General features: G+C 67.9%; 27 protein-coding genes. 17 read left to right on the forward strand and 10 right to left on the reverse strand.

Going from position 1 to position 22,248, the window contains the following annotated elements; all coding sequences use genetic code 11:
- Positions 1-151: 151 nt before the first annotated feature.
- The 13 genes from LT965_RS06340 (at position 152) to LT965_RS06400 (ending at position 9,931) form a co-directional block, all read left to right on the forward strand.
- Positions 152-568 carry a DUF7979 domain-containing protein gene (locus LT965_RS06340; RefSeq protein WP_232703176.1) on the forward strand — a complete coding sequence of 139 codons (417 nt, stop codon included), beginning with the start codon at positions 152-154 and terminating at the stop codon, positions 566-568.
- 198 nt (positions 569-766) lie between these two features.
- Positions 767-1,168 (forward strand): (R)-mandelonitrile lyase, encoded by a 402-nt coding sequence (locus tag LT965_RS06345; protein WP_232703177.1) that lies wholly within the window; start codon positions 767-769, stop codon positions 1,166-1,168.
- Between the two features lie 224 nt (positions 1,169-1,392).
- A complete protein-coding gene (locus LT965_RS06350) occupies positions 1,393-1,782 on the forward strand; it encodes a DUF7522 family protein (protein WP_232703178.1) in 390 nt (129 codons plus the stop codon).
- Between the two features lie 97 nt (positions 1,783-1,879).
- Positions 1,880-2,026: a hypothetical protein gene (locus LT965_RS06355; protein ID WP_232703179.1), complete on the forward strand. Its 147-nt coding sequence runs from the start codon at positions 1,880-1,882 to the stop codon at positions 2,024-2,026.
- Between the two features lie 144 nt (positions 2,027-2,170).
- On the forward strand, positions 2,171-2,422 hold the full coding sequence (locus tag LT965_RS06360; protein ID WP_232703180.1) for a DUF8599 family protein: 252 nt from the start codon (positions 2,171-2,173) through the stop codon (positions 2,420-2,422).
- 73 nt (positions 2,423-2,495) lie between these two features.
- Positions 2,496-4,043: an SLC13 family permease gene (locus LT965_RS06365; protein ID WP_232703181.1), complete on the forward strand. Its 1,548-nt coding sequence runs from the start codon at positions 2,496-2,498 to the stop codon at positions 4,041-4,043.
- 137 nt (positions 4,044-4,180) lie between these two features.
- Positions 4,181-5,503 (forward strand): ABC transporter substrate-binding protein, encoded by a 1,323-nt coding sequence (locus LT965_RS06370; RefSeq protein ID WP_232703182.1) that lies wholly within the window; start codon positions 4,181-4,183, stop codon positions 5,501-5,503.
- 5 nt (positions 5,504-5,508) lie between these two features.
- Complete coding sequence (locus LT965_RS06375) at positions 5,509-6,396, forward strand: branched-chain amino acid ABC transporter permease (RefSeq protein WP_232703183.1); 888 nt, start codon at positions 5,509-5,511, stop codon at positions 6,394-6,396.
- Entirely contained in the window at positions 6,393-7,460 is a 1,068-nt protein-coding gene (locus tag LT965_RS06380; RefSeq protein ID WP_232703184.1) for a branched-chain amino acid ABC transporter permease, read from the forward strand. The genes LT965_RS06375 and LT965_RS06380 overlap by 4 nt, the downstream gene beginning before the upstream one ends.
- The gene (locus tag LT965_RS06385; protein WP_232703185.1) at positions 7,453-8,238 is read left to right on the forward strand and encodes an ABC transporter ATP-binding protein; all 786 of its coding nucleotides are present in this window, start codon (positions 7,453-7,455) and stop codon (positions 8,236-8,238) included. The genes LT965_RS06380 and LT965_RS06385 overlap by 8 nt, the downstream gene beginning before the upstream one ends.
- 56 nt (positions 8,239-8,294) lie before the next feature.
- Positions 8,295-8,990 carry an ABC transporter ATP-binding protein gene (locus LT965_RS06390; RefSeq protein ID WP_349292086.1) on the forward strand — a complete coding sequence of 232 codons (696 nt, stop codon included), beginning with the start codon at positions 8,295-8,297 and terminating at the stop codon, positions 8,988-8,990.
- Positions 8,991-8,992: 2 nt separating this feature from the next.
- Complete coding sequence (locus LT965_RS06395; RefSeq protein WP_232703187.1) at positions 8,993-9,406, forward strand: universal stress protein; 414 nt, start codon at positions 8,993-8,995, stop codon at positions 9,404-9,406.
- 150 nt (positions 9,407-9,556) lie between these two features.
- Positions 9,557-9,931, forward strand: a complete 375-nt coding sequence (locus LT965_RS06400; protein WP_232703188.1) for a hypothetical protein — start codon at positions 9,557-9,559, stop codon at positions 9,929-9,931.
- Between the two features lie 10 nt (positions 9,932-9,941).
- Here the strand turns inward: LT965_RS06400 and LT965_RS06405 are convergent, their stop codons facing one another.
- A complete protein-coding gene (locus LT965_RS06405; protein WP_232703189.1) occupies positions 9,942-10,232 on the reverse strand; it encodes a DUF7526 family protein in 291 nt (96 codons plus the stop codon).
- Between the two features lie 124 nt (positions 10,233-10,356).
- Between LT965_RS06405 and LT965_RS06410 the strand changes: the two genes are divergently transcribed.
- Positions 10,357-12,450: a minichromosome maintenance protein MCM gene (locus LT965_RS06410; RefSeq protein WP_232703190.1), complete on the forward strand. Its 2,094-nt coding sequence runs from the start codon at positions 10,357-10,359 to the stop codon at positions 12,448-12,450.
- Positions 12,450-12,656, forward strand: a complete 207-nt coding sequence (locus tag LT965_RS16755; protein WP_489886067.1) for a DUF7854 family protein — start codon at positions 12,450-12,452, stop codon at positions 12,654-12,656. Before LT965_RS06410 ends, LT965_RS16755 begins: the two co-directional genes overlap by 1 nt.
- Here the strand turns inward: LT965_RS16755 and LT965_RS06420 are convergent.
- The 6 genes from LT965_RS06420 to LT965_RS06445 are packed head-to-tail and all read right to left on the reverse strand — an operon-like array spanning position 12,653 to position 16,477.
- Entirely contained in the window at positions 12,653-14,305 is a 1,653-nt protein-coding gene (locus LT965_RS06420; protein ID WP_232703192.1) for a sensor histidine kinase, read from the reverse strand. The two genes, LT965_RS16755 and LT965_RS06420, sit on opposite strands and share 4 nt — an antisense overlap.
- A gap of 41 nt (positions 14,306-14,346) precedes the next feature.
- Positions 14,347-14,775 carry an HIT family protein gene (locus LT965_RS06425; RefSeq protein ID WP_232703193.1) on the reverse strand — a complete coding sequence of 143 codons (429 nt, stop codon included), beginning with the start codon at positions 14,773-14,775 and terminating at the stop codon, positions 14,347-14,349.
- A gap of 30 nt (positions 14,776-14,805) precedes the next feature.
- A complete protein-coding gene (locus tag LT965_RS06430; RefSeq protein WP_232703194.1) occupies positions 14,806-15,261 on the reverse strand; it encodes a thioesterase family protein in 456 nt (151 codons plus the stop codon).
- A gap of 31 nt (positions 15,262-15,292) precedes the next feature.
- Entirely contained in the window at positions 15,293-15,925 is a 633-nt protein-coding gene (locus tag LT965_RS06435) for a uracil-DNA glycosylase (protein ID WP_232703195.1), read from the reverse strand.
- A gap of 23 nt (positions 15,926-15,948) precedes the next feature.
- The gene (locus tag LT965_RS06440; protein WP_232703196.1) at positions 15,949-16,251 is read right to left on the reverse strand and encodes a hypothetical protein; all 303 of its coding nucleotides are present in this window, start codon (positions 16,249-16,251) and stop codon (positions 15,949-15,951) included.
- Between the two features lie 7 nt (positions 16,252-16,258).
- On the reverse strand, positions 16,259-16,477 hold the full coding sequence (locus LT965_RS06445) for a DUF7860 family protein (protein WP_232703197.1): 219 nt from the start codon (positions 16,475-16,477) through the stop codon (positions 16,259-16,261).
- A gap of 90 nt (positions 16,478-16,567) precedes the next feature.
- Here LT965_RS06445 and LT965_RS06450 point away from each other — a divergent pair, with 90 nt between their 5' ends.
- Both LT965_RS06450 and ileS read left to right on the forward strand, forming a co-directional pair.
- Complete coding sequence (locus LT965_RS06450) at positions 16,568-16,798, forward strand: DUF8151 family protein (RefSeq protein ID WP_232703198.1); 231 nt, start codon at positions 16,568-16,570, stop codon at positions 16,796-16,798.
- Positions 16,799-16,845: 47 nt separating this feature from the next.
- Positions 16,846-20,040: an isoleucine--tRNA ligase gene (ileS, locus tag LT965_RS06455; RefSeq protein WP_232703199.1), complete on the forward strand. Its 3,195-nt coding sequence runs from the start codon at positions 16,846-16,848 to the stop codon at positions 20,038-20,040.
- Positions 20,041-20,067: 27 nt separating this feature from the next.
- On the opposite strand, the gene LT965_RS06460 is transcribed toward ileS, so the two are convergent.
- The 3 genes from LT965_RS06460 to LT965_RS06470 are packed head-to-tail and all read right to left on the reverse strand — an operon-like array spanning position 20,068 to position 22,211.
- Positions 20,068-20,481: a GNAT family N-acetyltransferase gene (locus LT965_RS06460; RefSeq protein ID WP_232703200.1), complete on the reverse strand. Its 414-nt coding sequence runs from the start codon at positions 20,479-20,481 to the stop codon at positions 20,068-20,070.
- A gap of 40 nt (positions 20,482-20,521) precedes the next feature.
- The gene (gene prs / locus LT965_RS06465) at positions 20,522-21,364 is read right to left on the reverse strand and encodes a ribose-phosphate diphosphokinase (protein ID WP_232703201.1); all 843 of its coding nucleotides are present in this window, start codon (positions 21,362-21,364) and stop codon (positions 20,522-20,524) included.
- A gap of 25 nt (positions 21,365-21,389) precedes the next feature.
- Complete coding sequence (locus LT965_RS06470; RefSeq protein WP_232703202.1) at positions 21,390-22,211, reverse strand: HVO_0234 family beta-propeller protein; 822 nt, start codon at positions 22,209-22,211, stop codon at positions 21,390-21,392.
- Positions 22,212-22,248 lie beyond the last annotated feature (37 nt).

The raw sequence follows: 22,248 nt of genomic DNA on the forward strand, positions 1-22,248 counted from the left end.
CACCTGCCGACACGAGTGCCGGACTGCTGGATCTTCGACAGGGGATTCCCAGAGATAGTTGGTGAGCAGGCGTGCGTAGGTATCGCCGACAACCCGAGCGGTCCATAGACGCAGTAGAAGATACTTACGTCCAGCCGACACGTTCGTCGGTATGCCCCAGTCCCGGCGTGCCATCCTCCGTCGTGGTCTCTTACTCGGGAGTGTCGGCCTCGCAGGGTGCGTGACCGAACAGGACGACGGGACTCCGACCACGACCGACGACGAGATGCCGACCGAAATTCGGTTCTGGCTCGAAGAGGTGACGCGTTCCGAGGCGGAACGGGACGCTACCGAACCGATCGTCTTCAGCGACCTTCCGAACGAGCAGAGAGAAATCGTGCGAACAGCACTCGAGGAGGGTGAATACACGTCGGAGATAGGAGCGGAGTCCGCTGCACTAGAGAATCTGCGACGAAGTGTATCGGCGCGGACTGATGGCGAGTTGGAAGCGTATCTCGAACGAGGTGATACCTGTTATCGTATCGGGTTCGTCTCCGGCGACCACATCATCGCCGATCCCGACTACTGAATCCGCTGTACGTACCGTCAGCGAATGCCAAAGAAGACCGGGATCTCCGACAGCCGCTCTCCGTCGACCCCGCGAATCGACTGTAGGTTGGGCGAGCTTCCAGGCGTTCCGTCGCAGCCCCTTGACGACAGCAGCAGGTAAACACGGTAACAGTTAGCACCGGAGCCAAGTGGTACGGGCTCGAGATGAGAACAGCACATGGAGATTACAGATGGCTGCTCGCGACCGTCCGAGGAAGGGCCTGAAGAGTACTTCACCGGAGACGTGCGAATCGAGCGCTTGTTCGACCCGGAAGACGAGGCCCGTGCGGCCGCGCTGAGCGTGACGTTCGAGCCTGGCGCGCGCACCGCGTGGCACACGCATCCACTGGGACAGCAACTCGTCGTCACGAGCGGCTGTGGGCTCGTCCAGCGCGAAGACGGCCCCATCGAACACGTCCGTGCGGGCGACGTCGTCTGGTTCCCGGCGGGAGAGAAACACTGGCACGGCGCACGACCGGAGAAGGCCATGACGCACATCGCTATCCAGGAGGAACTCGACGGGGAAGCCATCTCCTGGATGGAGCACGTCACCGACGACGAGTACGCGGACAGCGAGTGACTCCGGTGGACTGACGCTCCGTGAGTCGGCGCGAACGACTGGACTCGTGAGGTGTCCCAGGAGAGCGTACGACGTGCCGGGTTCCGCCGGCGGAAACGGGAGTCGCGTGCCGATACCCCAATCGTCACAGTAGGTGAGTCACCCGGGCTTATACCCCACTGCTCGTTTTCACGGCGTAGGGTGTTCGTCCCACTACTATCCATGTGGGTCCCAGTTGTAGGCGCATGGCTGCACAGATGGCGTCCCGGCTCGAAACGTTCTTCGAGCAGCGAACGGACGGCGCGCTCCGGAGCATCGTGAAGTACGATTACGAGGGCGTGGACGTCGTCTACCTCCGAGGCGACGTCGCCGACCAGTACTCCGAGGCGGAACTACTGGACGCAGTCGACGAGTCCCGCATGCAGTCGATTTCCGCCCCGCTGTACGAACGAGCGTTCTCCGAGAACCACGGCGACCTCGAGTGCGTGGTGACGTGCTTCGAGCACGTCGTCGAGATGAACTTCACACTCGAGGACGGCGTCGGCGCCGCAGTCGCCCTCGACGTCGAAGCACTCGACGACGGCCACGGGATCGTCTCCGAGGCCCGCGACATCGTCGTCGAAGAACGCACGTGACTGCGCCGTGACCCCGGCTGTGTCCGTACACCCCCCGGGTAATCGATTAGGCCCGGGGACTATTCTCGTGGACAGTGTATACCCCGTGGGCCGAGAGATGAGCGAACAGACCGACGACGAGGAGGGCGGCGACGAGGAGGGGTACGGGATCACGGACGCGGACAGGGTGCGAATCGAGCGCTACCTGCAGAAGGAGAAACACGAGCGGAGCGTCGACGACCTCCGTCCCGCTTCGAACAAGTAGCGCCCGCGGTGCTGGTTCTTCAGCGAACATCCCACAGATGACGCCGTAGACGCCGTCTCGGACCCGCTGGATCGCTCTCTGCCGTCGACTACCCGGGAGACGAACAGTTATGGTAGTCTGTACGATGCAACCAGTTAGCAACAAATGGAGGAGCGTGCGGTCGACGACGTCGATATCCGCGATATCTCGCCGGCGGCGTGGCGACTGCTCCGCGTCGCGGCCGGGTTCGGACAGCGCGACGTCGAGTCCGAAGTCGACGACATCATGCAGGCCCACGTTTCGATGCTCGAGAGCGACACGCGGATTCTCTCCGAGGACCGACTCGAGGACCTGTACGCACTGTACGAGGCGGAGTTGAACGAGACCCAGATCTGCGCGCTAGTGGAACACTTCTGACAATGACTACACCGACGATGGACCGACCGACACGGACGAACCAGGGGGAGGGACCGACTGGAGGGCAGACACCATGACCGGGGGGAGCGGGCTGGCGAACCCACGGACGGCCGCTGCGGTCGGCGTCGCGCTGGTCGTGACCACGGCCGTCGCCGCCGCGCCGACGCCGCCGGGACTCGACGCCCCCGCACAGTTCGCGCTGGCGACGATGGCCCTGGCGGCGATCCTCTGGGTGACCAAGGCGCTCCCCCTCCCGGTGACGGCGCTGCTGATCCCCGTAATGTTGACCGTCTTCGGCGTCTACGACCGGATGGAGCCGGCGTTGTCGGGCTTCGCCGACCCCCTCATCTTCCTGTTCATCGCGGGGTTCATGCTGGCCAAGACGCTCCAGGCCCACAGCATCGACCGGCGGCTGGCGCTCTACCTCATCAACCGGCTGGGACGGTCGCCGCGGCTGCTTATCCTCGCGATCATGCTCGCGACGGCGTTCCTCTCGATGTGGGTGTCGAACACCGCGACGACGGCGATGATGACGCCGGTCGCGCTCGGCGTGCTCGCGGAGGTCGTCGGCCGCGACACGCCCGAGGGCGAGGTCTCAAACATGCAGGTCGCCACGCTGCTCGGGACGGCCTACGCCGCCAGCGTCGGTGGCGTCGGGACGCTCATCGGGACGCCCCCGAACGTCGTCGCCGTGGCGTTCCTCGACCGCCTCGCCGGCGTCGAGATATCGTTCGCGGAGTGGCTCGTCGTCGGGTTCCCCATCGTCGTCGTGACGCTGCCACTGACGTGGTACGTCCTGACGTTCTGGCTCTACCCGCCCGAGGTCGACGACGTGACCGAGGCGCAGGCACGGGCTGGAGAGTACCTCGACGAGGAGGGGCCGTTCTCGCCGCGTGCCAGGCGAGCGACGTACATCGTCGCGGCGACCGCGATCCTGTGGATCGTGGGTGGCTTCGGCTTCCTCTTCGAGGGCGTCCTCCCGTCGGCGTGGCAGGTGACGCTGTTCGGCGGCGAGGGGACGAACGTGTTCGGCCTGGAGGGCCACCGGGGGATCCTCTACTACGTGGTGGTCGGCCTGCTGGCGATTCCGGCCATCCTGCTCGCCGACGCCGACGACTGGGAGAACCTCGTGGACATCGACTGGGGGACGATCATCCTGTTCGGTGGCGGGATCTCGCTGGCCGACGCGCTCGGCGACACGAACGCGATCGCGTGGCTCGCCGAGTCGCTGTTCGACACCGTCGTCGGTGCGCCGCTCGTGTTGATCGTGCTGGCCGTCGTCGTCTTCGCGGTGCTCGCGACCGAACTGACCTCCAACACGGCGACGACGACCATCCTGGCACCGATACTCATCGGCCTCGGGAGTGTGCTCGCGGGGTCGCTCGGTGTCGAGCCGATCCCCGCAGCCGTCGTCCTCACCGTCACCGGCGCCATCGCCTGTAGTTTCGCGTTCGCGCTGCCCGTGGCGACGCCCCCGAACGCCATCGTCTTCGGGAGCGGTCACCTCGAACAGCGCGACATGATACGGGCTGGCGTCACGCTGAACCTCCTCATGACGGTCGTGCTGACCGTCCTCGTCGTGGTGCTGTTCAGTTTCGTCTGGCCGGGCGTCCTCTGGTAACTGTCCGTCGCCGTCCGCTCGCTCGCCGGCGAGATCGCTTCAGAGCTCGCGAAAGTACCCACCACTAACATTTATTACCGTGTCTGTCAATGACTGTCACAGGACGTGTATCATTGATACGCGTTTGGAGACAACCTATGGCAGACAAACAGAGCCGACGGACGTTTCTGAAAGTGGCGGGGAGTACAGGAGCAGTTGGCCTCACGGGGCTCGCCGGCTGTAGCGACGACGGATCGGGAGACGGCGACGGGGGCAGCGGTGGAGACACCGGCGGTGGAGACACCGGCGGCGGCGCGACCACCGGTGACAGCGGCGGGGGGACCGAGACCATCAAGCTCGGCGGGTCGATGAGCCTCACCGGCGACAACGCCGACCTCGGTCAGCTGTATCAGGACGCCTACGAGCTGACGATCCAGACCATCAACGACAACGGCGGCGTGGAGGCGGGCGACGGCACCACCTACGAACTGGAGTTGATCCTCCGGGACGACGGGACGGACGCGTCCACCTCGCGGAGCATCTACCAGGAGCTCATCGACCAGGAGGGCGTCGACTACCTCCTCGGACCGTACGCGAGTTCGGTGACGCTCCCGGCCAGCGCCGTGGCCGCACAGAACGAGAAGCCGATGGTCGAGGGCGGCGGTGCCAGCCCGGAGATCTTCAACCAGGGCAACGAGTGGATCTTCGGCCTCCTGCCGACGGCCGACAAGTACCCCGGCTCGTTCATCGACATGTGCCTGGCCCAGGACTCCCCACCGGAGTCCATCGCCATCCTCGCCGAGGACGACACGTTCAGTCAGTCCACCGCGTCGGGCGCCCGCGACAAGATCGAGCAGACCGACATGGAACTGGTCGTCGACCAGACGTTCCCCTCGGACACGTCGGACCTCTCGACGAACCTCGGGCGCGTGCGAGACAACGACGCCGACATCCTGCTGCTGTGTGCCCATCAGCAGCACAACATCATCCTGGCCAACCAGATGGAGAGCCAGGACGTCAACGTCGACGCGGCGATGGGGACGGTCGGCAGCCTCAACGACTCGTTCAAAGGCGAGGTCGGCGACAACGGGAACTACATCTACGGTCCGACCTCCTGGGACATCAACGCGGACTTCGAGGACCCCGTGTTCGGCGGCACCCAGAACTTCGTCGACGCGATCAACGAGAACTACGACGCCTCGCCGGACTACCACAGCGCGGCGGGCGAGGCCGTCATCATCACGTTCAAGAACGCCTTCGAGAACGTCGACGAACTCAACCCGACGGCGGTCCGCGACCACATCCGGGAAGCCGAGTTCTCGACGGCCTACGGCACGGTCGCCTTCGACGACAGGGGTGTCATCGACAAGAACATGCTCGTCCGACAGTGGCAGCCCGACCCCGGACTCCAGACCGTCTGGCCGGAGAACGTCCAGCAGACCGCACCCATCTACCCGACCCCCGAGTGGGGTAATCGGTAACCCTGATGGCGATCACGCAGTTCGTCGTCAACGGCCTGCTCATCGGGGCGCTGTTCGCGGGGATAGCCGTCGGCTTCGCGCTCATCTGGGGGGTCGTCGACATCATCAATCTCGCCCACGGCGAGATGGTGATGCTCGGCGGCTACACCTCCTTCTGGCTGCTGAACTTCGCTACCGGGAACACGAACGCGTCGCCGACCGTGTTCCTGGCGACGATTCCGGTGGCTATCGCCGTCCTGTTCGTCGTCGGCTACGTACTCCAGCGGACGCTCGTCCAGCGCGTCATCGGGACGGACATCTTCCTCACGCTGCTGGTCACGTTCGGCATCAGCATCGCCATCCAGCAGCTGGCAATCCAGGCGTGGACGGCGAACCCGCGGTCGATCCAGACCTCGTTCGCCGACCCGTCGCTGTCCGTCTCGGGCATCGCCATCCCGAAGATGAAACTGCTCGCGTTCTTCGGGGCCCTCGTGTTGACCGTCGCGCTCTACGTGTTCCTCCAGCGCACGCGTACCGGACGCGCCATCCGGGGGGTCGCACAGAATCCCGAGGCCGCCGCACTCGTCGGCATCGACGTCGAGCACACCCGCGCGGTGACGTTCGGCATCTCGTCGGGCATCGCGGGCGGGGTCGGCGCGTTCATCGCGACCATCCTCACCATCGACCCGCAGATGGGGCTCATCTACACGCTGAAGAGCTTCGTCATCGTCGTGTTCGGTGGTGTCGGCTCCATCCCGGGGGCGCTCGTCGGCGGACTGATGCTCGGGTCGGTTGAGGAACTGACCGCGGGGCTCGTCTCCTCGCGGTGGACGCTCGCGGTGAGTTTCAGCCTGCTCATCGTCCTGCTCGTCGTCAAACCGAACGGGCTGTTCGGTGAGGGGGCCGACCAGTGAGCACGAGCGAATCCGAGGACGGGAGCGGGCTGTTACGCACCGTCCTCCCCCCGAACCAGGTCGACCGGCTGTTCGACTTCTGTGGCGCCCACGCCTGGAAGCTACTGCTGATCGGCGCGGTGATCGGTGCGCTCCCACCGCTGGTGGGCCTCGAAGGCGGCTACTACATGACCGTCATCTCCGAGATGTACCTGTTCGCGATCCTCGCGCTCTCCTGGGACATCATCGGCGGCCAGACCGGCTACCCGAGTTTCGGGAACATGGCGTTCTTCGGAATCGGCGCCTACACGACGGCGATCCTGGTCAAGGACTTCGCCGTCGGGTTCCCCACGGCGATGGTCGCCGCGGGGCTGCTCGCGGTCGCGTTCGCGACCGTCATCGGCGTCGTCGTGCTCCGACTCCGCGGGCACTACTTCGCCATCGCGACGCTCGGCGTCCTGCTGGCGGCCCAGCAGGTCTCCCGGAACCTCGACATCACCGGCGGTGCGAGCGGGAAGATCCTCTTCGACGTGCCGGAGGCGACGGTGTTCTACTACCTGTTCTTCGGCGTGCTCGTCGCCGAGGTGGCGCTCGTCTACTACCTCTCGAACACGCGGTTCGGCTTCGTCCTGAACGCCATCCGCGACGACGAGGAGAAGGCGACCGCGATGGGGTTCAACACCACCTACTACAAGACGGTCGCGTGGATGCTGTCCGCGCTGTTCACAGGACTCGCGGGCGGTGCGTTCAGCCTGTTCAACACGTTCCTCAACCCGCAGACGGCCTACAACGGCGCGTGGAACGTCGAACTCATCGCGATGGCCCTGCTCGGCGGCTCCGGCACCGTCGCCGGACCGGTCATCGGGGCGTTCGGTCTCCACACCATCATCGAACTCGTCGAGCGGGCGTTCGTCGGCTGGCAGCTCGTCATCCTCGGCGTCGCCATCATCGTGACCGTCGTCTCGTTCCCGGCGGGCGTGGTCGGTACGCTCCGGGAGTACGCCAGCGAGATGGCGTACTACGAGCGCGGCGGGATGGCCGCCACGAACACCGAGGACGACGCGGAGGTGGCCGGCGATGAGTGAGGCCACCGACGCGACCGCCCGCGACACCGACCCCGACCGTGCGGTGCTCCGCACCGACGGCGTCACCAAGCGCTTCGGCGGTCTCACGGCCGTCGACCAGGTCGACGTGGAGGTGCACGAGGGCGAGATCGTCGGCCTCATCGGCCCGAACGGTGCGGGCAAGTCCACCCTGTTCAACTGCATCACCGGGACGCTCCACGCCGACGAGGGGCGCGTCTACCTGCAGGGGGAGGACGTCACCGACTGGCCCGAGTACAAGATCGCGCGGGCCGGCCTCGGACGGATGTTCCAGGAGACGCGGGTCTTCGGCAACATGACCGTCCGCAAGAACCTGCTGCTGGCCGCACAGGAGGGCGGTGCCGACGTCGGCAGTCTCCTGCGGCGGCCCGACGACTCGCTGCTCGAACGGACGAACGAACTGCTGGAGTACGTCGACCTCGCCGGCCTCGCCGACGTGCAGGCCGGCCGGCTGAGCTTCGGCCAGCAGAAGCTCATCGAGTTCTCGATGGCGCTGATGGCCGAACCGGAACTGCTGTTGATGGACGAACCGGCCGGCGGGATCAACCCCGCGATGCTCGAGAACCTCATCGGCTACATCCGGACGGCCAACGAGGACGAGGAGGCGACCATCTTCCTCATCGAACACAACATGGACTTCGTCATGGAAATCGCAGACCGCATCTACGTCCTGGCCCACGGCGAGCGCATCGCCGCAGGGACCCCGGAGGAGATACAGAACGACCAGCGCGTCCTCGACGCGTACCTCGGGAGGGAGTGATCACGGTGAGTACACCTGACAGCGAGACGGTCGGCGTCGGCGACACCATCATCGAGATGGAGAACGTCACCGCCGGCTACGGCAACACGACCGTCCTCCACGACGTCAGTATCGCCGTCGAGGAGGGGGAGATCGCCTGCCTCATCGGTCCGAACGGGTCGGGGAAGTCGACGCTGATGAAGAGCATCTACGGCTTCGCCGACGTGAAACGCGGCACCGTCAGGCTTCGCGGCGAGGAGATCACCGGTCGCTCGCCACAGGAGAACCTCGCCAACGGGGTGAGCTACGTCCTGCAGGACTCGAGTGTGTTCCCGCGGATGAGCGTCCACGAGAACATGCTCATGGGCGGGTACGTCTTCGACGACGACGATCGCGCCGGCCGGCGCGCCGAGGAACTGTACGACGAGTTCCCCATCCTGGGGGACATCCGGGACCAGCGGGCCGGCACGCTCTCCGGCGGTCAGCGCCGCCTGCTCGAACTGGCGCGCGCGCTGATGGTCGAACCGGACGTGATGTTGCTGGACGAGCCCTCCATCGGGCTCGAACCCCGCTTCATCGACGACGTCTTCGAGCGAATCGAACAGCTCAACGACCTCGGGACGACCATCCTGCTGGTCGAGCAGAACGCCCAGAAGGGGCTCTCGGTCGCCGACCGCGGGTTCGTGCTCGCCAGCGGCGAGATCAAGTTCACCGGCACCGGCACCGAACTCCTCGAGGACGAGGAGGTCGGCCGGCTCTACCTGGGGGGCTGACCGTGTACCGGATACTGCTCCCCGTCGACAACGACGCGGACCGCGCACGTGGCCAGGCGGCGTTCGTCGCCGACCTCCCCGCGACGGCCGACGACGTGACGGCAGTCGTGACGCACACGCTGACCAGCGAGGAGGCCGACGCACCCGACGCCCAGCAGCACGTCGAACGGGTCGTCACGGTCAAACTCGTCCGGGACTACCTGGCAGAGCGCGGTATCGGCGTGGAACTCGCGGAAGCGCGACAGCCGCCGGCCGACGGCATCCTCGAGATCGCCGCGGAGTTCGACGTCGACCACATCGCGATGGGGTCGCGCAAGCGTTCTCCCACCGGGAAGGTCGTCTTCGGGAGCGTCGCCCAGCAGGTGTTGCTGGAGGCCGACGTCCCCGTCACCGTGGTCGGTGCCCACGAGGCGTGAGAACGAACCGGAGTCGGGCGGAGCCGACCGCTGCGTAACGGTGGGCTACCGCCGACACGGGCGACTGAAACCAGTCGTTTCCCGTCGGTAACGACCCCGTTCTCCCGTAGGGAGCCTATTACATTGCGATCAGTGAACGAACACGAGCGCATGGCGACGCGAACGACGACAGACAGCGAGGATGCGGAGTCGGTGCTCGTCGAGCGGCGATTCCCGAGAGTCCTCCTGTACACGGTTCTCACGGTAGGAGTCTACGGGTTCTACTGGCTATACTCGGTGAACACGCAGCTCAAACTCGCCTACGACGAAGAGTACAGCCCGCTGTGGCGCACGCTGGGGTTACTCGTTCCGGTGTACGACCTGCTCGTCCTTTGGCGCATCTCCGACACCGCCACCGAGCACGTCGTCGAGGACCAGACCGGCCCGGTCCTCTTCCTGCTGTGGGTCGTGTTCTTCCCCGCGGCGATGTACCTCATCCAGGACGGCATCAACAGGAAGGTGGCGGAGAGCGCAGCCAGCGCCTGACAGCGCCGCCTCACTCGAAGCGCCGAACGTCGTACACGCCGGCCACCTCGGTCTCCTCGACAGTCGCCGTCAGTTCCGCGCCCTCCTCGAACGAACGGTCGGCGACGAGCGTGATGGCCTCGATGGGGCGGCGCAGCAGGAACGACTTCACGCGCTCGAACCACGAGGGGACGCCGCCGTTCCGGCAGACGAGGACGTACCGGGAGGCGGCGAGGTCCTGCATCCGCTGGGTGAGTTCGTGGTCGCCCAGTTCGTCGGGCGGGACGACGTAGACGACCTCGGCGTGGACCGTCTCGGTCATACGGGGTGGAGGGGAGCGACGGAGATGAGTCTTGCCCGCGCTCGGGGCGGCGGGACCCGGCGGGCGTTCACTTCCACCCCGGTTTGCGAACCTTCTTAGGCGAGCGCGCGCTACCTTACCCAGAATGGCCCAGGCCGCAAACCAGGAGCTCGTCGACAGGTTCGAGGAGTTCTACCGCCGCTACTACAGCGACGACGTCGCGGAGCTCGCGCGGCAGTACCCCCGCGAGTCGAAGTCGCTGGACCTGGACTGGCGGGACCTCTACCAGATGGACCCGGACCTGGCCGACGACTACATCAACCACCCCGACCAGCTCGGCGAGGCCGCCGAGGAGGCCCTCCGGCTGTACGACCTCCCGGTCGACGTCAGCCTCGGGCAGGCCCACGTCCGCGTCTTCGGCCTCGAGGAGACCACGGAGATCCGGGACATCCGCGCCGAACACCTGAACACGCTCATCGGCGTCCAGGGGATGGTGCGGAAGGCGACGGACGTGATGCCGAAAATCCAGTCCGCGGTGTTCGTCTGCCAGCGCTGTGGCGCCGAGACGGAGGTCCCCCAGAGCGACGCCGGCTTCCAGGAGCCCTACCAGTGCGAGAGCTGCGAGCGACAGGGACCGTTCAAGCTCGATCCCGAGCGCTCTGAGTTCGTCGACGCCCAGAAGCTCCGCATCCAGGAGTCCCCCGAGGGGCTCTCCGGCGGCGAGACGCCACAGAGCATCGACATCCACATCGAGGACGACATCACGGGCGAGGTCACGCCCGGCGACCACATCACCGCCACCGGCGTCCTCCGCCTCGACCAGGGCGACGAGTCCACCGACTCACCCATCTTCGACCTCTACATGGAGGGCTCCTCGGTCGTCGTCGAGGACGAGGAGTTCGAGGAGATGGACATCACCGAGGAGGACAAACAGCAGATCATCGAGATCAGCGAGCGCGAGGACATCTACGAGCAGATGGTCGACTCGATGGCACCCGCCATCTACGGCCACCGCGAGGCGAAACTCGCGATGATGCTCCAGCTGTTCGCGGGCGTCACGAAGGAGCTCCCTGACGGCTCGCGCATCCGTGGCGACCTCCACATGCTGCTGATAGGGGACCCCGGTACGGGTAAATCGCAGATGATTTCCTACGTCCAGAACATCGCGCCGCGTTCCGTCTACACCTCCGGGAAGGGGTCGTCCGCGGCCGGTCTGACGGCGGCGGCGGTCCGGGACGACTTCGGCGACGGCCAGCAGTGGTCCCTGGAGGCGGGTGCACTCGTGCTCGCCGACCAGGGCGTGGCCGCGGTGGACGAACTGGACAAGATGGCCGACGACGACCGGTCGGCGATGCACGAGGCCCTCGAACAGCAGAAGATCTCCATCTCGAAGGCGGGCATCAACGCGACGCTGAAGGCGCGGTGTTCGCTGCTCGGGGCTGCGAACCCGAAGTACGGGCGCTTCGACCAGTACGAGCCCATCGGCGAGCAGATCGACCTCGAACCCGCGCTCATCTCGCGGTTCGACCTCATCTTCACGGTGACGGACAAACCCGACCCCGAGGAGGACGCGAAGCTCGCCCGGCACATCATCCAGACGAACTACGCGGGCGAGCTGAACACGCAGAACGACAACATCGCGAACGCGAACCACTCCGCCGAGGAGATCGACTCCCAGACGGAGAACGTCGCGCCCGCCATCGAGGCGGACCTCCTGCGGAAGTACATCGCGTACGCCCGCCGGAACTGCTACCCGACGATGACCGACGAGGCCAAGGAGGCCATCGAGGAGTTCTACGTCGACCTGCGCTCGAAGGGCCAGGACGAGGACGCGCCCGTCCCCGTGACCGCCCGCCAGCTCGAGGCGCTCGTCCGGCTCGCGGAGGCCTCCGCGCGGTTGCGGCTCTCCGACCGCGTCGAAGCCGAGGACGCCGACCGCGTCATCTCCATCGTGCGGTCGTGCCTGCAGGACATCGGCGTCGACCCCGAGACCGGCGAGTTCGACGCGGACGTCGTCGAGACGGGGACGTCGAAGACCCAGCGGGACCGCATCAAGAACATCAAGGGCCTCATCAAGGAGATCGAACAGGACTTCGACGAGGGGGCGCCGATCGAGGAGGTGCTCGACCGCGCCGAGGAGATCGGCATGGACGCCGACCGCGCCGAACACGAGATAGAGAAGCTCAAGGAGAAAGGCGAGCTCTACCAGCCGAACAAGGACCACCTGCGCTCGATCTGATGGACCGAATCTCCGCGCTCCGGAACGTCAAGGACGCGCTCGCGGAGTTCGAGGACGGCGACGCCACTCTCGGGGACGTCGCGGGCGAGTACGGCGGCAGTCTCGACGCCGAGGCGTGTCGCGCCCGCGCCGCCGGCGACGGCGGCGAGCGCGGCAGTGCGTGGCTGCATACGGTAGGTTCGGTTCGTTCTGCTACTAAAATTTAGGCGTTCTGCGGTGCTCCGATGGCGGCCTGGACGCCGGTGACCTCGAAGCGGGCGCCGCCGGCCTCGCGCTCGACGGCCGCGACCCGCCAGCCGTGCGCGTCGGCGATCTCCGCGACGATCGCGAGCCCGAAGCCGGTGCCGTGGTCCGTCGTGGTGTGTCCCGGTTCGAACACGGACTCGCGGTCGGCCGCGGGGATGCCGGGGCCGTCGTCCTCGACGTAAAACCCGCGGTCGTCGTCGAGCGCGCCGACCGTCACCGTGACGTCGTCGCCCGCGTGTTCGATCGCGTTGCGGAACAGGTTCTCCAGCAGCTGGACGGTGCGGTCGGGGTCGGCATCGAGACGGAGGTCGGACGCGACGGCGAGCGTGGCGTCGACCGTCTCGACGTTCCGCCAGCTCGTCTCGGCGAGGTCGCGGAGGTCACAGGACTCGGTCTCGCCGATGGTGTCGCCCTGGCGAGCGAGCGCGAGCACGTCCTCGATGAGCGCCTCCATGCGCTCGTGGGCGTTCGCCACGGTGTCGAGGTGCTCGCTGGCGCACTCCTCGCGGGCGAGTTCGACGTGGCCCGCCGCCACGTTCAGCGGGTTGCGGAGGTCGTGGGAGATGATACCCGCGAACTGGCCGAGGCGCTCGTTCTGGCGCTCCAGTTCGCGGCGGTGGCGCTCGCTGCGGGTGACGTCCGAGAACAGCACCATCTCCCCGAAACGCCGGGGGCCGACGGTGAACGGGTTGGCGGCGACGAGGAAGTAGCGGCGTTCGCCGGCCACGTCGAGTTCGAGAACGGCTTCGTCTGTGTCGATGGCGGCCGCCACGCGGGGCAGCACCGCGGACAGCGGCGCGCCGGTCACATCACCCTCCAGTGCCGGGAACAGCTCCTCCGCCTTCCGGTTGTGGTCCTTGACGTGGCCCTCGTCGTCGACGAAGACGACCGGGTCGTCGACGGACCCCGTGAGCCGGATCGTCTGGAACCGTTCGGCGAACACGTAGAGGACGCCGACCGCGAACGCCGCGACGCCGATCGGTTCGTAGGTCATGTCCACGAGCCACGGGGTCGCGTAGCCGACGACGTTGAACCCGACGGGGAGCGCGGTGAGGGCCGCGAGCGCGGTGAGTGGTCGCGTGTCGAGGCTCGTCCGGTCGAACAGCTCCAGGAGCATGAAGTAGCCGACGGCGGCCAGCGAGTACGACAGGCCCATCACGACCCAGTGGGGGGTCTGGCTGTGGACGACGACGTGGGGGAACGGCGTCGTGGCGAACGTGGTGGTGAAGTACGCCTGGTGGAACGGGTTCGTCACCTTCACCAGCGTGACGACGGCGAAGACGGCGACTGCGGCCGCCCGGTACCGGGGGTCGCGGTGCAACGTCCGGCCGCTGTACGCCGAGCAGAAGTACAGCCAGGCGCCGACGGTGCTGAACCCGACGACGAGGCCGACGACGTGGAACGCCTCCTTGAGTTCGGCGCCGGGCGCCAGCAGGAAGCCGACCTGTACGGCCGCCCAGCCGCCGCTCGTGGCGAGCAGCGCGGCGAACCCGCGGCGCGTGTCCGGCGTGTCGATGCGCGAGACGCGGCGCAGACTCACCGCGCAGACGACCGCTGCGGTCGCGAAGACGGCGACGTAGACGGCCAGCTGGGGGTCGACGCTCGCCATCGGTCAGGCGCCCCCCGCCACGACCGGCCGCGGGTTCCCGGTCAATTCGTGGCCGCCGAGATGTCGTCGGCGATGTCGTCGAGTTCGTCCTCGGAGAGGTCGGGGCGGCTGCCCGCCACGGCGTGGATGGGGTTGCCGCCGTCGTCCTCGAAGCGCGGGATGACGTGGCCGTGGACGTGCGGGACCTCCTGGCCGGCGGCCGCGCCGTTGTTGAACGCGACGTTGCTACCGTCGGCGTCCACGCTCTCCTCGACGACCGGCGTGAGGTCGTGGAGCGCCGCGAACACGCGTTCGGCCTGGTCGGTCGGCATGTCGCCGAGCGTCTCGTAGTGGTCCTTCGGGATGACGAGCGTGTGGCCGGGCGCGAGCGGGTTGGCGTCGAGGAACGCCAGGACGTCGTCGTCCTCGTAGACGACCCGCGCGGGGATCTCCCCGTCGACGATGCGACAGAAGATGCAGTCCTCGGTCATGACTGACCCGAGGACCGCCGCCACCAAAAATCACCCGCGTCGAGCCACCGAGTTCCGGAACTGCTCGCGGTCGACGACGCGGAACGTCAGATCGCCGGTGGCGACGGCGGTGCCGTCGGTGCTCTCGGCGCGACAGGCGAAGGATAGGTCCGGGCGGTCGACGGCGACCAGCGTCGTGGCCACCTCGACGTCGCCGCCGACGCCGACGGGCGCGAGGTGGGAGACGGAGGCGCCGCGCTCGACGACCCCGCTGCCGTCCGGGAGGAAGCCCCGCAGCGACTCGCGGGCGACGACCTCGAAGCGCGCGAGCAGGTGAGCGGTGCCGAGCACCTGGGCCGACTCCTCCGGTGTGGCGTCGGTCGCCGCGGGTTCGCCGGGCGGGTCGCGCTGGGAACCGAACACCGGGATGGCGTGGTCGTCGTCGAGCGTGAACGTGGCCTCGCCGTGGACGTCGGCGTCGGCGAGCGCCTCGAACGCGTCGGTCATGGGTGAGCGCACGGCGTAGTGGCTGGTATAGCTATCGGCGCGCCGAGGCGAGTGCGTCCCGGAGGCCGGCGACGTACGCCTCGCGCGTGAGGTCGAGACGAGCGAGCCAGACGTTCTCGTAGGAGGGGTGGAGCGCGGGCACGAGTGCGGCGTCGACGCCCGGCCAGTCCAGTGGCCGGCCCTCACGCACGCAGTCTGCGACGCTGTCGACGAACCTGTCGAGTGAGCGGTCGGCCATCTCTAGTAGGCTCGCGGTGGCGTGGCTCCCGGTGGCAAGGACGGCGTGTGGCTGGATTTCTGCGAGTTCGGTCTCGAGGCGGAGAGAGCAGTTCTCGCGCTCGGTCTCGGTGGGGTCGCGATTCTGCGGCGGGTGGCACTTCACGGCGTTCGTGAAGTAGGCGTCCGGGAAGCCGAGGTCGGCGACGAGTTCGCGGACGCGGCGGCCGGAGTGGCGGGTCGTGTACGCCATCCCCGTGTGGTTGCCGCCGCGCCACGTCTCCGCGTCGGCGTCGCCGGCGCCCGGTGCTTCGCCGACGACGACGAGGTCCGCGTCCGTGTCGCCCTGCCCCCACGAGATGCAGTTCCGGGACTCGACGAGCGCGGGACACTCGCGGCAGTCGGGAACGAGGACGTTCCGCGTGGCGGGGTCCGGAAAGTCGGGCACACGGGAGCGTCCGGGAGGCGTCGTCAATAGCCTTGCGCGCGGGCCGCCGCGACGAACGCGAGCGAAGTCACGACGAGCGCGGTGACGAGCACCGTCCACTCGGGCAGTCGCCAGTAGTACTGCGCGCCGGCGAACCCGACCATGAACGCGCCGGCCAGCGCGACGACGGTCCCGGCGTGGACGGCGGCGTACTCCGGGTCGGCGGTCCCGTCGTAGTTCGCCAGCAGGTCCGCTCGCCGACGGACTCGAATGTACACGCCGAGGGCAGCGACGAGGACGCCGACCCCGGCGAACGTCAGTGCGGCGACGGTGGCGTCGTCGGCCATCGCTCCGTCACTCCGTCAGCGGCATGAAGACGCCGAAGACGAACGGGCAGACCACCATGCCGAGGACGCCCAGGACCTCCACGTCGAAGAGGAGCGCCAGCTCCCAGCCCGGCAGCCGACCGGCACCGAGACTGGTCCCGACGGCACCGAGGAGGACGCAAGCGAGACTGGCGAGCGTACCGAACTTCGTGAGTTTCGGGTAGTCGAGGTTGCCGTAACGGCCCATGGCTGGCGGTTCCCCACCGCCGCTCGTAAATCTTCTGTGTGGTAGTGTGGACAGCAGAAGGACTATGAACGGTGGCGGGCTACGGCGGGTATGCTCGACAACGCGGCTGAACTGTTCGACCTGCTCGTCACCCTCGGCTACGCGGTCCTGGGGGCTGGCCTGGTCGGTACCGGACTGCTCGCCGAACTCAGGAGTCTCTCGACGTTCGGTGGCGGTCAGTTCATCTTCGGCGTGTGGCTCGCCGTTCTGGGCGGCGTCGCCATCGCCGCCGGTGTGATGATGTACACCGACAAGGTGCAGTCGCGACTCGGCGGCGCGTAGGCTGTACAACCGATTACCCTTTTAGGTGCGAGCGAGTCGGCTGGCACATGAACCGATTCGGCGACGCGCCGGACCAGTACGAGCCCGCGGACGTCGAGGACCGGGTGTTCGACTACTGGGCGGACGTCGACGCCTACGAGCAGACGAAGGACCACCGAGCCGACGGCGAGGACTTCTTCTTCGTCGACGGGCCGCCGTACACGTCGGGCGCCGCCCACATGGGCCACGCCTGGAACAAGAGCCTGAAGGACGCCTACATCCGGTACAAGCGGATGCAGGGCTACGACGTGACCGACCGGCCGGGCTACGACATGCACGGCCTCCCCATCGAGACGAAAGTCGAGGAGGAGATGGACTTCGCGAACAAGAAGGACATCGAGGCGTACGGCGTCGAGAACTTCCTCGACACCTGCCGGGAGTTCGCCGAGGACAGCCTCGCGCAGCTCCAGTCGGACTTCCAGAGCTTCGGCGTCTGGATGGACTGGGAGAACCCGTACAAGACGGTCGACCCGTCGTACATGGAGTCGGCGTGGTGGGCGTTCGACCAGGTCCACGAACACGGCCTCGTCGAGCGCGGGAAGCGCTCGATCAGCCAGTGCCCGCGCTGCGAGACCGCCATCGCCAACAACGAGGTGGAGTACGAGGACGTCGAGGACCCCTCCATCTACGTCACCTTCGACCTCGACGACCGCGAGGGGAGTCTCGTCGTCTGGACGACGACGCCGTGGACCATCCCAGCCAACGAGTTCGTCGCCGTCGACGAGGAGACGACCTACCAGAAGGTCCGCGCCACCAGGGACGGCGAGGAGCACGTACTCTACCTCGCCGAGGAGTGCGTCGAGGACGTGCTCTCGGTCGGGCAGTACGACGACTACGAGGTCGAGGCGTCCCTCCAGGGCAGCGAGCTGCTCGGCTGGTCGTACACGCCGCCCCTCGTCGAGGAGGTGCCCGCGAACCCCGCGGACGCGGAGGGCGTCCACGAGGTGTACCACGGCGACTGGGTGGAGGTCGACCGCACCGGCCTCGTCCACTCCGCACCCGGCCACGGTGAGGAGGACTTCGTGCGCGGCGAGGAACTCGGCCTCCCCGTCTTCTGCCCGGTCGGCGAGGACGGCGTCTACACCGACGAGGGCGGGAAGTACGCCGGGCAGTTCGTGCGCGACGCCAACGACGACATCGTCGCGGACCTCGAGGCGAAGGGCGCGATGCTCGCCCACGAGACCGTCTCCCACTCCTACGGCCACTGCTGGCGCTGCGACACCGGTATCGTCCAGATCGTCACCGACCAGTGGTTCATCACCATCACCGACGTGAAGGAGGACCTCCTCGAGAACATGGAGGACGCGGACTGGTACCCGCAGTGGGCCCGCGACAACCGCTTCCGCGACTTCGTGGAGAACGCGCCGGACTGGAACGTCAGCCGGCAGCGCTACTGGGGCATCCCCATCCCCATCTGGACGCCCGAGGACTGGAGCGGCGACATGGACGACGTACTCGTCGTCGGCACCCGCGAGGAACTCGCGGAACTCGCCGACCAGGACGTCGACCCCGCGTCCGTGGACCTCCACAAGGACACCGTCGACGACCTCACTATCACGCAGGACGGGACGACGTACAGCCGCGTCCCGGACGTCTTCGACGTCTGGCTCGACTCCTCGGTGGCGTCGTGGGGGACGCTGAACTTCCCCTCGGAGACGGAGGACTACGAGGAGCTGTGGCCCGCCGACCTCATCATCGAGGCCCACGACCAGACCCGCGGCTGGTTCTGGTCGCAACTCGGCATGGGCACCGCCGCCGTCGGCGAGGTTCCCTACAAGAACGTCGTGATGCACGGCCACGCGCTGATGCCCGACGGCCGCGCGATGTCGAAGTCCCGGGACATCCGCATCGACCCCCAGGAACTCATCGACGAGTACGGCGCTGACCCGATGCGGATGTTCGTGCTCTCGGTCTCCCCGCGAGGCGACGACATGCGGGTGTCCCACGACGAGGTGGGGAACCTGCAGAGCGACCTCAACATCCTCTGGAACGTCTTCCGGTTCCCGCGGCCGTACATGGCACTGGACGACTTCGACGCCAACGTCCCGGCCGGCTTCGGCGGCGACGGCTCCGGCGTCTCCGTCGAGGACGTCGAACTGGAGACGGTCGACGAGTGGCTCCTCTCGACGCTCCAGCGCGTGAAGGCCGACGCCACCGAACACTGGGAGAACTACGAGCAGCACCGCGCGCTCGAGGAAGTGCTCTCGTTCGTCACCGAGGACCTCTCGCGGTACTACGTGCAGGTCGTCCGCGAGCGCATGTGGGAGGCCGATGACTCCCCGTCGAAGACCGCGGCGTACGCGACGATGCAGCGGGTCCTCCTCGAGGTGACCGCGCTGCTCGCGCCGTACGCGCCGCTGGTCACCGAGGAGCTCTACCAGCACCTCTCGGGCGACGAGGGCTACGACACGGTCCACATGTGTGACTGGCCCGCGGTCGACGAGTCCTACCGCCACCCCGACCTGGAGGGCGCCGTCGACGTGCTGCGCGACGTCGAGGAGGCGGGCAGCCACGCCCGCCAGCAGGCCGGTCGGAAGCTCCGCTGGCCCGTCACGCGCATCGTCGTCGACGCGGAGAGCGAGGGCATCGTGGACGCCGTCGAGGCCCACGGCGACCTGCTCCGCGACCGCCTCAACGCCCGCGCCATCGAGGTCGTCGCGCCCGGCGAGAGCTGGGACGAACTCGCGTTCAGCGCGCGCGCCGATATGAGCAAACTCGGCCCCGCGTTCGGCGACGACGCGGGCCGTGTGATGAACGCGCTCAACGACGCCCACGTCGAGAGCGCGGACCTCGACGCACTCTCGGCACAGGTCAGTGAGGCGCTCGGCGAGGACGTCGAACTCGACGACGAGATGGTGGAGTTCGTCGAGGAGACGCCCGAGGGCGTCGCCGGCGCCGACTTCGAGAGCGGGACTGTCTACGTGGACACCGAGTTGACGGAGGACGTCGAGAGCGAGGGGTACGCCCGCGAGGTCATCCGGCGCGTCCAGGAGATGCGCAAGGACCTCGACCTGGAGATGGACGCCAAGATCCGCCTCGACGTCGCGGTGTTCGACGAGCGCGTCGGTCGCCTCGTCGCCGAGCACGAGGCCCTCATCAAGGAGGAGACCCGTGCCCGCGAACTCGGGGAGGTCGAGGACGGCTACCGCGAGGAGTGGGACGTCGAGGGCGTGAAACTCGCACTCGAAGTCGAGGAGCTGTAGGGCGTCTGCCGTTCGCCGGCTGCCCCCTCAGAGGTCCGTCTCGACGACGTACCCCCACTGCTCGTAGTTCTGGTCGTCGTAGAACTCGTGCACTCCGTCCTTGCCGAGTGGCGACGCGAGCGCGACGTACTCGCAGTCACGCTCGCCGGCCCACGACTCCACGAACGCGAGCATTTCGGCGCCGTGGCCCTCGCCGCGTCGGGGGTCGTCCACCACGAGGTCGAGTAGCCACGCGCCCCGGCGGTGGTGGAGCAGGGACTGCACCTGCACGCCCGCGACGGCCACGAGTTCGTCGTCGACGTAGCGGCCGAACAGTCGGTACTCGTCGTCGCCGGTCCACCCGAGGACGTCCTCGGGGTCGCGGTCGGTCCACAGCTGGCGGAGGAGCGGGACGGCGTCGCGGCGGTCGGCCTCGTCGGTTAGTTCGCGCGTCGTCGCCATACAGGGGCCGCGGGCGCCGGCGAGAAGAGTGTAGCGGCGTCTACTCCAGCGCGTCGGCGACGGCGGGCGCTGCGCTCACTCTCGAGACGGCGCGTTCGAGCGTGTCCGTCCCGTAGACGGCCTCCGCGCCGGCGTTCGCGAGTTTGAGTCGTGCGTTGCCGGCGAGCAACGGGTGGACGCAGGCGACGTAGACGCGGTTCGGGTCGTCGAGCGCGGCGATGGCCTCGCTCATCGTGGAGCCGGTGGCGACGATGTCGTCGGTGACGACCACGTCGCGGTCGGAGACGTCGATGTCGCTAGGCGTGACCGTGACGTCGCTGCCGGAGTGGCGGACCTTCTCGAAGTGGTCCGTGTCGCCGCGGCCGTAGCCGTCTCGGACCGACGCCGCGAGGTCGGTCGCGCCGGCGTCCGGGGCGAGGAAGACAGGGTCGACGAGGTCGTCGGGGAGCGGGTCGGCGAGGCGTGGTGCGGCGTCGACCGCTTCGGCCGGGACGTCGAAGAAGTCGAGGACACCCGCCTCGTGGGGGTTGACGGTGAGCACGCGGTCCGCGCCCGTCGAGATGGCGCGCGCGACGGCGCGGGCGGACACCGGCTGCCCGGCCTCGAACGCCTCGTCCTGTCGGGCGTAGCCCATGTACGGGAGGACGGTGACGACCTCGCTGGCGCCGGCCTCGCGGGCGGCGTCCTGCAACTGGAGCAGTTCCACGTGCGCATCGCTCGAGTCCGTCGACGCGACGACGATCGCCCGGTCCTCGACGGGCGGTACGCGGACGATGCGCTCGCCGTCGGGGAACGTCTCGTACTCGACGCGGCCGAGGTCCACGCCGAGTTCCGCGGCGAGCGCGGCCGCGAGTTGCTGGGTCGAGGACCCGCTCAGTATCATGTGCGAGACGAGTCGAGCCGTCGGCTTACGCGTTTCCCTCGGCGACGACGGCGAGCGCGCGGGCGCCCCGGAGTCCGAGGCTGCGGTGGCGGAAGCCCTCGCCGGCGTCGACCGCGAGCGTCCCCGGTTGCGTGAGGACGATGGGCGCCTCGGCGGCGTACGCGACGTCCGCGACCGGCTCCTCGACCGGGAGAGAGACTGCGTCCCAGTCGCCGTCGTCGTGGGCGTAGAGCGTGTCGGCAGTGGCGGCGTGGGCGCGGCCGAGTTCGCCCGCGCTCGCGGTCACGGGGTCGCTCGCGACGACCCGGAAGTCCCCCGCTTCGGCGTCCATCCAGCCGTTCCCGAGGTAGTAGAGGCCGCTCGGTGTCGCGGCGTGCGGGACGCCCGCGGCGGCGACGTCCCGCACGTCGTCGAGGCCAGCGGGCGCGATGCCGTCGTCGGTGAGGCGGTGGACGCCGTCCGCGGCCGCGAGGAGGTCGGCGTCGAGTGCGCGCACGTCCGCGTCCACGCTCCCGATGGTCGACCAGTCGCCGTCGTAGCGGGCGACGCGGCCGTCCTCGCCGGCGGCGAGCACGCCGTCGTCGTAGCTCGAAACCGCGACCGCCGGGCCGAAGCCGGTCGCCTCGAGGCCGTCCGCGTCGCCGACCAGCACGTCCTCGTCGGTGGCGGCGGCGACGCCGCGGGCAGTCGTCGCCACGTCGCGGGCCGCACACTGCTCGACGAGGCTGAACTCGCCGACCTTGTCACCGGAGACGCGAGCGACGACGACGCCGAGGTCGGCGGCGACGTACGCCTCGACGGTGTCGGACTGGGCAACGTAGACGCGTAACTCTCGGACAGTCGCCATAGGTGAAGGCGGTCGGGCGGTCGGCGAAAGCGTTGCG

Source organism: Halobacterium wangiae, from assembly GCF_021249345.1.
In the GTDB taxonomy this organism is placed as follows: Archaea; Halobacteriota; Halobacteria; order Halobacteriales; family Halobacteriaceae; genus Halobacterium; species Halobacterium wangiae.

Coding starts and splice junctions, on each gene's coding strand:
- LT965_RS06340 (WP_232703176.1), top strand. CDS start 152: ATGCCCCAGTCCCGGCGTGCCATCCTCCGTCGTGGTCTCTTACTCGGG.
- LT965_RS06345 (WP_232703177.1), top strand. CDS start 767: ATGGAGATTACAGATGGCTGCTCGCGACCGTCCGAGGAAGGGCCTGAA.
- LT965_RS06350 (WP_232703178.1), top strand. CDS start 1,393: ATGGCTGCACAGATGGCGTCCCGGCTCGAAACGTTCTTCGAGCAGCGA.
- LT965_RS06355 (WP_232703179.1), top strand. CDS start 1,880: ATGAGCGAACAGACCGACGACGAGGAGGGCGGCGACGAGGAGGGGTAC.
- LT965_RS06360 (WP_232703180.1), top strand. CDS start 2,171: ATGGAGGAGCGTGCGGTCGACGACGTCGATATCCGCGATATCTCGCCG.
- LT965_RS06365 (WP_232703181.1), top strand. CDS start 2,496: ATGACCGGGGGGAGCGGGCTGGCGAACCCACGGACGGCCGCTGCGGTC.
- LT965_RS06370 (WP_232703182.1), top strand. CDS start 4,181: ATGGCAGACAAACAGAGCCGACGGACGTTTCTGAAAGTGGCGGGGAGT.
- LT965_RS06375 (WP_232703183.1), top strand. CDS start 5,509: ATGGCGATCACGCAGTTCGTCGTCAACGGCCTGCTCATCGGGGCGCTG.
- LT965_RS06385 (WP_232703185.1), top strand. CDS start 7,453: ATGAGTGAGGCCACCGACGCGACCGCCCGCGACACCGACCCCGACCGT.
- LT965_RS06390 (WP_349292086.1), top strand. CDS start 8,295: ATGGAGAACGTCACCGCCGGCTACGGCAACACGACCGTCCTCCACGAC.
- LT965_RS06400 (WP_232703188.1), top strand. CDS start 9,557: ATGGCGACGCGAACGACGACAGACAGCGAGGATGCGGAGTCGGTGCTC.
- LT965_RS06405 (WP_232703189.1), bottom strand. CDS start 10,232: ATGACCGAGACGGTCCACGCCGAGGTCGTCTACGTCGTCCCGCCCGAC.
- LT965_RS06410 (WP_232703190.1), top strand. CDS start 10,357: ATGGCCCAGGCCGCAAACCAGGAGCTCGTCGACAGGTTCGAGGAGTTC.
- LT965_RS16755 (WP_489886067.1), top strand. CDS start 12,450: ATGGACCGAATCTCCGCGCTCCGGAACGTCAAGGACGCGCTCGCGGAG.
- LT965_RS06420 (WP_232703192.1), bottom strand. CDS start 14,305: ATGGCGAGCGTCGACCCCCAGCTGGCCGTCTACGTCGCCGTCTTCGCG.
- LT965_RS06425 (WP_232703193.1), bottom strand. CDS start 14,775: ATGACCGAGGACTGCATCTTCTGTCGCATCGTCGACGGGGAGATCCCC.
- LT965_RS06430 (WP_232703194.1), bottom strand. CDS start 15,261: ATGACCGACGCGTTCGAGGCGCTCGCCGACGCCGACGTCCACGGCGAG.
- LT965_RS06440 (WP_232703196.1), bottom strand. CDS start 16,251: ATGGCCGACGACGCCACCGTCGCCGCACTGACGTTCGCCGGGGTCGGC.
- LT965_RS06445 (WP_232703197.1), bottom strand. CDS start 16,477: ATGGGCCGTTACGGCAACCTCGACTACCCGAAACTCACGAAGTTCGGT.
- LT965_RS06450 (WP_232703198.1), top strand. CDS start 16,568: ATGCTCGACAACGCGGCTGAACTGTTCGACCTGCTCGTCACCCTCGGC.
- ileS (WP_232703199.1), top strand. CDS start 16,846: ATGAACCGATTCGGCGACGCGCCGGACCAGTACGAGCCCGCGGACGTC.
- LT965_RS06460 (WP_232703200.1), bottom strand. CDS start 20,481: ATGGCGACGACGCGCGAACTAACCGACGAGGCCGACCGCCGCGACGCC.
- prs (WP_232703201.1), bottom strand. CDS start 21,364: ATGATACTGAGCGGGTCCTCGACCCAGCAACTCGCGGCCGCGCTCGCC.
- LT965_RS06470 (WP_232703202.1), bottom strand. CDS start 22,211: ATGGCGACTGTCCGAGAGTTACGCGTCTACGTTGCCCAGTCCGACACC.